Consider the following 10,977-nt stretch of genomic DNA (forward strand, 5'->3'; position numbering starts at 1 on the left):
AAAAAATACTCCAATCGTTAGATTCTTAAGTCCAACAAATTGGAGTACCTACAGCGTCTGCAGATTGTCGAAAGAGTTTTGTCTATATAACTCATATGCTACATACACTATCAATAGTTTGGTAAATTTTGATTTATACCTCTCTTTTATGTTAGTAAATCTATAAAAAATTATAACTAATAAAATAGGCTTATTGCAAATATTGAACAGCCATTATTTATACATTTTATATCTTGAAAATATTGTTACTATAAAAAGACTGCTACAAGATGCGTAACAGTCTTTTGTTGTGTTTGTGTAATTTTGTGTATGTTTTGTTTGTTGTGATTGATTTTTGTTGTTTGTTGGGTAATATTTGTTTTTATTTATTTTATCAAACTATTTCATTAGTTTTGATACTATGTTTGATGGTATTACGAATTCTACTAATCCTGCTGAACCTGGAGCTACTTCATATTCGTCGAAGCATATAACTAGTTCGCCTTTGTCATTTATGTAGAATGGCTGATCTTTTTTGATTTTGAATGTATTGTCTACAAAGTATACGTCATTTGAGTCTTTTTTAGTTCTTTCTTTCATCTGTGATAGTATGTTTTTGCTTAATACGTCTACATAATCGTTGTTTCCAAACATTCCTTCAAGTGTAAGAATTGTTTTGTCTTTTTTATCTATGTTGTATATTTTTCTGCTTGTTGATGCTGAAGCTTCTGTTTCTGTGTTGTATATAGCAACTGAAAGTGTTTTATCGTTTTCTGCTACAGTTTCTGACCACATTTCCGCAGATTTATGAGTTGTTTTTCCTTCTTTTTCAAGTTTTTCAACTTCTGCTTCGTATTTTTTATAAGCTTCTTTACCTTCTTTTTCAAATTCTTTGTTTAATTTATACTCTAAATCTTTACTATCTGAGCTTACTTCTGGTAGTGATATTGAAACATCCATACCATCTTTGTCTATTCTGTAATTGTTGAAATTAACTACTCTTATTATATTGCCTATCACTGGTATATTTTCTAAACTCTTTGCAAATGTTGAACTTGCGTTTACTGATACTATTATTAAACCTACTGCAGCTGCTGATGCATACCATTTTTTCATATTTTTCATATTTCTTCTCCAATCTTTTTTGTTATTTTCTAATTTTTTATTTTCACTTTCATTGAATGCGTCGTTTATTACATCATCTAGTTCTTTTGGGATTTCAATGTTGTTATAGTTTTCTTTTAGTTTATCTATTTTATCGTTTTTCATAGTCTACACCTCTTCTATCTTCGTTAATTCTATTTTTAGTTTTGACAAGCCGGTATATAACCTTGTCTTGATTGTGCTTTCATTCTCTCCTAGTACCTCTGTAATTTCGGAAATCTTCATGTCTTCAAAATATCTAAGTATTATCACCCTCTTATATTTTTCAGGCAAAAGATGCATTGCTCGTTGAAGGTCGAAATTCTCGTATTCATCAAATCCTACCATGCTGTCATTCTGTATCTCATCAGTCATTTCTGTGTATTTATTATTTTTTCTCATATAATCTATAGCACAATTTGATATGATTTGATAAATCCAAGGCTTTATTTTGTCTTCACTTTTTAGCGATTTTTTATTCGTAAGTGCTTTACAAATAGCATCGTGAACAATGTCTAAGGCATCGTTTTGATTTCTAGTATAGCTATAGGCGAATCTGTACAAGCTATCTTTGTTGTCGACGATGTACTGCTTAATGAGCTTTTCCTTCTTTTTATCTAATAAGTTATATATTTTCATCTTCTTATTTCCTCCTTCGTATATAAGACGATTTATCTATGCTAAAAAGTTTGATTTTTTTTAAAAAAATTTTATAAATTTATTTTTAGATTCTTTTACATATTGAATCTGTAGTTTTTTAGAATCTTAATATCTGTTTGTATCGTCTTATATTTGAACTACTCTGCTATTATATATCCCCAATCCTTTCTTAAAAACAAATTATGTTAATCTGTATCTTATCTGTAATTTTAATCGTAATATTTTTCATCTTTGTATCTTTTCTGTAACTAAAAAAAGACCGATTGAAATTTTATATTTCAATCAGCCTTTTAATCTAATTCTTTAATTTATAATACTTTGCTCATAAAATATCTCGTATGCCCCTTAGGACAGTCTTCTAATTCCCCAAACACGCTATATCCATGAGCCAAGTAGAAATCTTTCGCTTGAAAATCAAATGTATCCAGATGAATTAAGTGAGATCCATTTTCTTTGGCAACTCTTTCCACTTCTTCAAGCAGTAATGTACCAAGATCTTCACCTCTCATAGACTCGTCTATCCAAAATGTGTCTATGTAGATACATCTCCAGCAGTACATTCTAACAATTATCCCCGCCAAAATCTTTCCATCTTCAGATAGAACTTTTCTGCTCAAATCTATAAAATTCTCCTCTTGAGTAGCTGGAACTTGAGATAAATTATAGTCTACTAATTTATCCACAAGAAATGCCTTGTCTGAACCATTGCACCCCGAAACAGTGTAGTTATTTTCCCTAGTGAATCTTTTTAAATCCATTTCGCCATCTTTTAATTTTGATTTAGATGTAGCTTTAATTCTCATAACAACCACTCCATTCCCAAATAAAATAATTTATTTTTAATAAATTTTAATATCCAAAGAGTCCAATAGACTCATTGCTTCAGGGAACGAAAATTTTGCTCCCTTTATTTTACAATTTGTAATATCTACTAAATATCCTTTAGCTTCTCTAAAATCAGCGTTTCTAATATCACAAATATTAAATCTCGTCTGAGTCAAGTCACATCCCTTAAACTTGCACTCCTTTAAACACGATTCATCAAACATAGAATCATGAATAATATTTCCGCCAAAATCAAACTTTTTAATATCCATTTTTAAAAAAGAAGAATATTTTAAATAACATTCTTTTAGTTTTGAGAACGGATTTGAATATCCCCTCTCAACCGTAATATCCTTCCAGTTAATTCCTATCAAGTTGCATTTTTCAAACTCGCAATCCTTAAAAACAGTCAATTCAAACTTGTTTCCAGCGATGTTACAGTTTGTAAATTTACAGTCTTTGAATAAACAGTTATGTATTAAACTCTCAGAAATAGAGCAGCTTTCAAAATTACAGTCGATAAATTTAATATTTTCTATTTCTTCCGAATCAATCTCAAAATTCCCTAATTCCTCATATTCATACTCATCTCTATTAAATATCATAATCCTCTTACTTACTACCTTTCACTCAAAATCCTTAATCCTAAAGAACTTTTCCCTTAGAAATTAAAAATCTTCTTCTATATTTTAACTCTGCATAGTCGACAATTTTCTTTAAATACACAGTGTTTGTAAGTCCTCCAGCTATCCCTATTACTGGTATTCCCTGTACAAACTTCATATAAAGCATTTCCTTTGATACAGAGTTTGCTGCAGCTGCAATCTGATAATCTATGTCCTCTTTTTCTACAACAAATTCGTACTTATCAACTTCATCTATAAATCTATTCAATTCATCATTCTGTTTTTCAAATTTATCTGATTCTTGCATAGAAACTTCGATAATTTTTAGAATAAAGAACTTCTCAAAATCGCTCTCGTATTCAAAGCCATAGCTCATAGCTACCTCGTATATACTTTTCAAAATAACTCCTGTAAATACTGGAATATCTGGAATTCCTACTCCTAAAGCTCCCATTCCAGCACCTTCAAGCCCAGAAATTAATATGTTCTTGTTTTTACCAACAGATGCAGCCTTTGAAAATGATTTAAGTGACCTTCTATTTCCTGTTTCTGCATGCCATCTTTCTCTATTCTCATACTCAAAATCATACTTTTCCTTGTCGTAAGTTTTCTCTATTATTCCAGATCCCTTGCTAAAAACTACTTCAAAAGCTTTTCTAAATGCTGCATTTAATGTTGATTGTAGTTTTTCGGGAACTTTATCCTCAAGCAATTTGTTTATTTGCGATTCTTTTTTATTCTCTATTTTTCTGAGCATCTTATCTTCTTGTTTAAGAAGTAGCTCCCATTCTTTATCTTTAGGACTTTTCTTCTGAAAAATCATCTCAAACACCCCGATTCGAAATATATTATCGTTATATGTTTTTTAATAGTTATTTTTAGTTAACATAATTTTATTATGCATAACTATTTATCTATTTTTAAATATCTTGATTAAAAATATCGCCATTCCACCAAAAACTAATACTAAAAATACAAATACAGACATACTATGCAAGTTTCCTCCACCTATTGATTGAAATGTCATGTATGAGAAATATATCATAATCATCATTTTTAGGTATGTTTGCATATTTCTAAGATTTGTATATACTCTTTCCCGATTTTCCTCAGTTATTTGTACTCCTGTATTCCATATGTTTGGAAATCTCTCAAGTACAGGCATCATTGTAAACAATAGTATCTGCACAACAATAAGTATCCATATCGAATTTTTAGATGAATATTTATCTATTTCTCCAGCGATATTATAGTGCCCTGGGATCATATCTGGAATACTTTTCCACGTTATTATTACGTATAACACTATCCCAACAACAGACAGTAGACTTATTAAGTTTGCTATTTTGCTAAAAGTTGTCTTTTTACCGTATAAACTCTCATCTACTACTCTCTTAATCATAAAAATCACCTTGCTTTAATTTCAATTAAAAAACTTAAAAAGTTATTCTCATCTGGTACCATAATGCTCCACCATGCTCAGAGCACGAAACTCCCTCATTCTCAAATCCAAATTTAGCGTAATAATGAAGCTTAGCTTCCTTGCAAGTAAGCACTAATCCTTTTTTACCTTCTTTTCTACAATCCTCTATTGCTCTTTCTAGTAACATGCCTGCACACCCTTTTCTTCTATACTCTGGTAAAGTTGCCACACCAAAAATCATCTGCCAATCTCCATTTTCATCGTGTAAAGACGCATCTGCAAACATCTCATCTACTAAATCCGTATCATTTGTAACCATTCCATTTACAAAACTTACAAGCTTATCCCCGTCGTATAAAAGCCAAAATCTATCTGCAAAATGGTTTAATCTCTTTTTAAAAGACTCCTCACTTGCTGCTTCAGCTTCTGGAAAACAAGCAGCTTCAACATCTGTAATATCTCTTAAATCTTCTATAGTAGCTTTTCTAATAATCATAATAACATCCTCTCTTTAATCAATTTATTTCTTAAAATCAAATAATTTCAGTCTTTTAAATTTTTTAATATAATTTCTAAAAATCAAAAACTTTCTTTAAATAAATTATACCAAAATTAAAACATTCTTTCACAAAATATTTTCTAAAAATTCTTAAGATATTAGCATTATTAGGAAAAGATATTTTCAATGAAGATAAATAAATATATATTATAAAAAAGGGCTACCGCATTAATGTTAGTTAATACGATAGCCCCTTTCTCATTTTATTATTTTTATTTTTTATATTCAACTTTCACCATTCACAAATATTTATATATATTATTAAATAACTTAAATCATTCTAAAAAACTATATATAATAAGCAAAAATCGCCTAAAATATTGAATTCATTTAAAAACCTAATTCACATAAATCATCTCATTGACAAGCTGAAATACCGAGGTATATACTGAAAATATAGAAAAGTGAATCAGATTCTCTTTTTATTCAATGCCTGCTTTATGAGTTAAATCTAGCAATATTTCTCTGGTTGTAACCTCATCAAAATACAAATTTTGATTAAGAATACTACCTGATGCATAAGCATTTATAATTGCATGAATAGTACTTGCATAAGTGCGTAATCTATCGTGGTCAACAGATGGATATTCACGTTCTAATAACATAACAAGCATGTCATTAAAACTGCCTGCATTGTTTGGAATATCATTTTTACTACTTGTAATCATGCGAGTTACACTGGCATTGTAATAACATTTAAACATGGGATGTTCGTAGTATTCTTTATTACGCAAAAGAAGATAGTCAATCGACTCTTCTAAAGTAGTTGTTTTCATAGCTCCGTCTATGGATTCTTGAATATAATCTTGAAGAAATTCATTCCATAGTTCAATTAAAATATCTGATTTACTCTTATAATGACGGTAAAATGCACCAATAGAATATCCTGCCATTGTTACAATATCCTCGATACTTGTATTATCAAACCCTTTTTCAAGGAAAAGTGTTCTGGCAGAATTTAAAAACTGTTGATGAGTGCGTTCACTTTTTTTTGCTTGTAACATTATTGTTCAACCTTTCTTTTTAATTTATCGTTATTAAATTATAGCAAATGTGAAATTCTGATGCAAGAAGCTGCTTTTTGTGTACAATTAACAAAACTTATATAAAATTAAAAGCAAAATAATTGCATTAGGTAAAAGAAAAACAAACTTATAAAATCTAGGATTGCAACAGAAGGGAGTTTTAAGTGATGAGATGTAAAGGAAAAATAGCTTTAGTAACTGGATGTACTAATGGAATCGGTAAGGAAACTATGTATAAGTTATTAGAAGAAGGCGCAGATGTTTATATGCTTGTACGCCGCGTTGAGTATGGTGAAGAACTTGCCAAAGAAACAGAAGGAAAATACCCTGGAAAAGTTAGGAAGGTTATTTACTTCCAGTGTAATAAGCTAGAAACTATTGAAAGTGCTATTAAAACTGCTTATGAAGATGCAGGACGTATTGATATATTTATCAATAATGCTATCGGTGGTCCAACAATGGCTAAGGATAATACAACAGTTGTCGACACTAGCCATGAAACATGCATGGGAATAATGGAAGGAATACTTGGCGTAAGTGCTGAATGTTGTAGAGTTGTTATTCCTCTTATGATTAAAGGCGGTGGAGGATCAATTGTCAATGTATCCTCATCAACTTCTGTTCAGGCTGATGTATCTCGTACTTATTATGGAGTGGCAAAAGCAGCTTTAAATATGCTAACTCAACAGATTGCTGTTCAGTACGGTAGACAAGGTATCAGATGTAATGCTGTTCTTCCAGGATTTACAGTATCACAGGCAACAGAACGGTCACTTCCTGAAGAATTTAAAGAAGCGTGGTTAAAACACACATTAATTCGTCGTCTTGGTGAACCTAGAGATCAAGCTAATGCAATTGTATTCTTTGCTTCTGATGAATCTTCTTGGATTACAGGACAACTTATGGAAGTTTGTGGTGGTTACGGATTAGCAGCACCTATGTTTGGCGACATTGTAGAATAAGGGAGGAATTATCATGACAACAAAATATCCATTACTTTTATCACCAGGAAAAATTGGCTCAATTGAACTTAGAAACAAAACTGTTATGAGTGCAATGGGAATGAATCAATCAACAAATGGTTTTGTAAATGAAGCAGTAATTAATCATTACGCTGAACATGCAAAAGGTGGCGTAGGATTAATTGTTGTAGAAGTAACTTGTGTAGATTCACCAGTTGGTCTAAACACTGCAAATATGTTAGTAATTGACGATGCTAAGTTTATACCAGGAATGACTAAACTTGCTGATGCAATTCACAAAGAAGGCTCTAAATGTGTTCTTCAGATTAGCCACACAGGACGTGGTGCACGTCGAGCAATCACAGGACATCAGCCAGTAGCTCCAAGTGCAGTTGCAATGCCTTACTCTTTTATGATGGGCTTAGAAAATGAAGAACCTAGAGAATTAACAATAGATGAAATTCATGAAATTGAAGAAAAATACGCTCAAGCTGCTCTTCGTGCGAAAAAAGCAGGATTTGATGGTGTAGAAATCCATAGTGTTGGATATTATCTTGGAGAACAATTCCTTTCTTCTACTGCTAATGTAAGAACTGACGAATACGGTGGCAATCCAGAAAATAGAGTTCGTTTCCATTTAAATATTATTAAAAGAATTCGTGAATTATGCGGAGATGATTTTACTATTATTGTAAAATATAGTGCTATGGAACGTGGCGAAGATGCTGGTATTACTATGGAAGATGGAATTTATTATGCAAAAAGATTCCAAGATGCCGGTGTTGATGCACTAGAAGTACTAGCTGGAACATGGAAAAAAGAAGCTAGCATGGAAGATCTTCCTGATTCTGCATCTAACTATTGTCAGGCTGTTGGACTTTGCCAGGCTTTAAAATATGGTATATTAAAAATGACTGGTAAACCTGCTACTATTGCTATGATTGGTGGTGGACGAGCACAGAATCCAGACATTGCTGAAAAAGCCTTAGAAGATAAACAATGTGAATTTATTTTCCTTGGACATTCATTATTAGCAGAACCAAACCTTGTTAATTTAATTATAGAAGACCGTCAAGATGAAATCCGTCCTTGTATAGGATGTGGAACTTGTGTTGACACTCAGTTACAAAGTGGTGGAACTTGTTGCTGTTCTGGAAATGCTGTCATTGGACAAGGAAGCAATGATTATACAATAACACCTGCTGAAGAAATCAAAAATGTAGTTGTAATTGGTGGTGGGGTTGCTGGTGTAGAAGCAGCTCGTATTGCAGCAAAAAGAGGACATAAAGTATCTCTTTACGAAAAAGATGATAAAATCGGCGGACAACTTTACTATGCTGTAAAACCTCCTCACAAACAAAACATGGAACCATTAATTCCATATCTAGAAAGACAGCTAGAAGTAACAGGTGTTGATGTTCACTTAAATACAGAAATTTCTGCGGAAGAAATAATCAATATGAGTCCAGATGCAGTAATATGCGCAACTGGTGTATATCCTGCTAAACTTTCTATACCTGGTTTTGAACACGCTGTAAATGCAAAAGAAGTTCTTGACGGAAAAGAAGTAGGCGAAAAAGTTGTAATTATCGGTGGTGGAAGTGTCGGAATTGAAACTGCTGAACTACTTGCTTCAATGGGTAAAAAAGTTACAATTATTGAAATGATGGATAAATTAGCAGATAAAATGGTAAATGTAACAAGAACAATAGTATTAGGACATCTACGCGAATACGGTGTTGATTTCAAAACTTCTTGCCTATGTCAAGAAATTAAAAATGACTCTGTAGTATGCAAAGAAAAAGATGGAACTATTGTCGACATCCCTGCTAATGACGTTATAATTGCAATAGGAGATCGTCCAGAAACATCTCTGTATGAAGAACTAAAAGGACGCATCCAAGAAGTTTATAACGTTGGAGACAGTGCAAGTGGCGGAACAATTGCTAAAGGTGTAAACCAGGCATACAACTGTGCATTGAATTTATAAATAAAAACAATAAATAAAAAAGGTTGTTTTTTATATATTAACGCTTAAAAGAGGCTGTTGCAATTAATGCAATGGCCTTTTTAAGTGAGTAATCAAAATTATTTTCTCTCCAGCCCTCAGCGTTATATTTCTTGTTTATTAACTCTTTTAGACTTATAATATAGTAAATCAAAATTATTTTGAAAGGTGTGTAAATAATTGAATAAATTTAAAATAGATAAGGAAAAATTTAAAACATTTATTATGTGCAGCACAATATTTTTAGCAGTATTGTCAATAATTGCTTTAATAGGTGGATCTATAATGAAAATATTTGGATTTCAATATAAGTCTATTGGTAACATTGTACTATTCTTTATAATCGCAACAGTTATGTCTTTTCCATTAAACCTAATCGCTGGTGCACTTCCTAAAGCATTGCTAAAACTTGGAAAAATAAACAGACAAGCTGCTTTTATTACATATCTTATTTTAGATACAATAGCTACAAGCTTTGGATTGTTAGTTATTGACTATTACATGCCTACTGTATCAGCAACAAACATTTCGATAATCATAATCTCTCTTCTATTTGCTTTTATGGGAAAAGATGATTTCAAGGAATTAGACTAATTTTATTAATCGTTGATAGTATATATTATGTATTAATAAGCAAAAGGCGATAGAAATATCGTCTTTTTTTGTATCTATAACCCTTAATTAATATAGAATATTAAATTTGCAGAAATTACTCATGTAAGAATCTCCTCTATTTTATATATTATATATAACAATAATCTATTAAATGAAAGGAGTTATGATATATGTATAAAACTAAAAATGCTATTGAAGTAATAAATTTAAAAAAGACTTTTAATAACAGAGTATTCTTTGATAGTTTTGATTTGAATATAAAAGCTAATACTATTCATGCTATTATTGGTCCAAATGGTTCTGGTAAAACCACTCTGCTACGATTAATTACTGGTATATATCAACCAAATGAAGGAAATATTAATATTAATGGAAAATATGCAATGCAACTTGAAAATGACTATTTATATGATGAAAAAACAGGTATAGAAAATATCAAAATCTTTGGTAAGTACTTTAATTTTAATATAGACAAATCCCTAAATAGTTATTCTTCACAACTAGGATTAACAGAACATTTAAGTAAACGTGTTAGCAACTATTCTAAAGGTATGAAAAGAAAGTTATCACTACTAATTGTTATCTTAATGGAACGAGATATTATAATAATGGATGAACCAACATCGGGCGTTGATCCTATATCTAGGATAGAAATTAGAAAACTAATTGAGAACTTGAAATCTAATGGAAAAACTATTATTATCACATCACATGACCTTAGTGAAATTGAAAAATGTGCTGATGATATATCTATGATTAAGAATGGAAAACTATTATTTAATAAAGATATTTGTGAAATACAAGGTCAATCATTGGAAGAGATCTTCATAAAGGAGGGAAAATCAAATGAGTAACATCAGAAAAGGTTCAAGCTACTATATTACTAGAAGTAAAAGTATTTTTATCGATAATATAATTATTTGTGTATTGGCTATTTTTATGACTCTTGCTATGCAAATGGATTCTCTTCAATCTAGAGGTGACAATTATTTGTTGTTAATGCTCTATGCAATTATTTTTGGACTTGCATCTTTACAAGCTAGTTCTGAACTGCTACCCGTAGAGTGGACTGTCAAAATAAATAAAAGTTAAATTTATTATCCAGCAAGGTATTTTCCTTGCTGGATATTTTTATGCTACTTTTAAAAATTC

General features: G+C 30.9%; 13 protein-coding genes. 5 read left to right on the forward strand and 8 right to left on the reverse strand.

Features of this window, described 5'->3' with window-relative positions; genetic code table 11:
• Positions 1-378: 378 nt before the first annotated feature.
• From DWX74_RS10545 to DWX74_RS10580, 8 genes are all read right to left on the reverse strand, one after another.
• On the reverse strand, positions 379-1,248 hold the full coding sequence (locus DWX74_RS10545) for a DUF3298 domain-containing protein (protein WP_118549904.1): 870 nt from the start codon (positions 1,246-1,248) through the stop codon (positions 379-381).
• A 3-nt stretch (positions 1,249-1,251) separates the two neighbouring features.
• The gene (locus tag DWX74_RS10550; RefSeq protein WP_118549905.1) at positions 1,252-1,761 is read right to left on the reverse strand and encodes an RNA polymerase sigma factor; all 510 of its coding nucleotides are present in this window, start codon (positions 1,759-1,761) and stop codon (positions 1,252-1,254) included.
• A 329-nt stretch (positions 1,762-2,090) separates the two neighbouring features.
• Positions 2,091-2,585, reverse strand: coding sequence for a GNAT family N-acetyltransferase (locus DWX74_RS10555; RefSeq protein WP_118549906.1), 495 nt, complete (start codon positions 2,583-2,585; stop codon positions 2,091-2,093).
• Positions 2,586-2,621: 36 nt separating this feature from the next.
• Positions 2,622-3,212, reverse strand: coding sequence for a pentapeptide repeat-containing protein (locus tag DWX74_RS10560; protein ID WP_118549907.1), 591 nt, complete (start codon positions 3,210-3,212; stop codon positions 2,622-2,624).
• A gap of 40 nt (positions 3,213-3,252) precedes the next feature.
• The gene (locus DWX74_RS10565; RefSeq protein ID WP_118549908.1) at positions 3,253-4,056 is read right to left on the reverse strand and encodes an EcsC family protein; all 804 of its coding nucleotides are present in this window, start codon (positions 4,054-4,056) and stop codon (positions 3,253-3,255) included.
• Positions 4,057-4,143: 87 nt separating this feature from the next.
• Positions 4,144-4,635 (reverse strand): DUF1648 domain-containing protein, encoded by a 492-nt coding sequence (locus DWX74_RS10570; protein ID WP_118549909.1) that lies wholly within the window; start codon positions 4,633-4,635, stop codon positions 4,144-4,146.
• A 34-nt stretch (positions 4,636-4,669) separates the two neighbouring features.
• Complete coding sequence (locus tag DWX74_RS10575; RefSeq protein ID WP_118549910.1) at positions 4,670-5,152, reverse strand: GNAT family N-acetyltransferase; 483 nt, start codon at positions 5,150-5,152, stop codon at positions 4,670-4,672.
• A gap of 485 nt (positions 5,153-5,637) precedes the next feature.
• Positions 5,638-6,219 carry a TetR/AcrR family transcriptional regulator gene (locus tag DWX74_RS10580; protein WP_118549911.1) on the reverse strand — a complete coding sequence of 194 codons (582 nt, stop codon included), beginning with the start codon at positions 6,217-6,219 and terminating at the stop codon, positions 5,638-5,640.
• Positions 6,220-6,407: 188 nt separating this feature from the next.
• On the opposite strand from DWX74_RS10580, the gene DWX74_RS10585 reads away from it, so the two are divergent.
• From DWX74_RS10585 to DWX74_RS10605, 5 genes are all read left to right on the forward strand, one after another.
• Positions 6,408-7,202 carry an SDR family NAD(P)-dependent oxidoreductase gene (locus tag DWX74_RS10585; protein WP_118549912.1) on the forward strand — a complete coding sequence of 265 codons (795 nt, stop codon included), beginning with the start codon at positions 6,408-6,410 and terminating at the stop codon, positions 7,200-7,202.
• Between the two features lie 13 nt (positions 7,203-7,215).
• Entirely contained in the window at positions 7,216-9,192 is a 1,977-nt protein-coding gene (locus DWX74_RS10590) for an FAD-dependent oxidoreductase (RefSeq protein WP_118549913.1), read from the forward strand.
• A 198-nt stretch (positions 9,193-9,390) separates the two neighbouring features.
• Positions 9,391-9,804 (forward strand): YrvL family regulatory protein, encoded by a 414-nt coding sequence (locus DWX74_RS10595; RefSeq protein ID WP_118549914.1) that lies wholly within the window; start codon positions 9,391-9,393, stop codon positions 9,802-9,804.
• A gap of 191 nt (positions 9,805-9,995) precedes the next feature.
• On the forward strand, positions 9,996-10,679 hold the full coding sequence (locus tag DWX74_RS10600; RefSeq protein ID WP_118549915.1) for an ABC transporter ATP-binding protein: 684 nt from the start codon (positions 9,996-9,998) through the stop codon (positions 10,677-10,679).
• Entirely contained in the window at positions 10,672-10,917 is a 246-nt protein-coding gene (locus tag DWX74_RS10605) for a hypothetical protein (RefSeq protein ID WP_118549916.1), read from the forward strand. The genes DWX74_RS10600 and DWX74_RS10605 overlap by 8 nt, the downstream gene beginning before the upstream one ends.
• Positions 10,918-10,977: the final 60 nt, after the last annotated feature.

Origin of the sequence: Peptoclostridium sp. AF21-18 (assembly GCF_003478825.1) — a bacterium.
Taxonomy (GTDB): domain Bacteria; phylum Bacillota; class Clostridia; order Peptostreptococcales; family Peptostreptococcaceae; genus Peptacetobacter.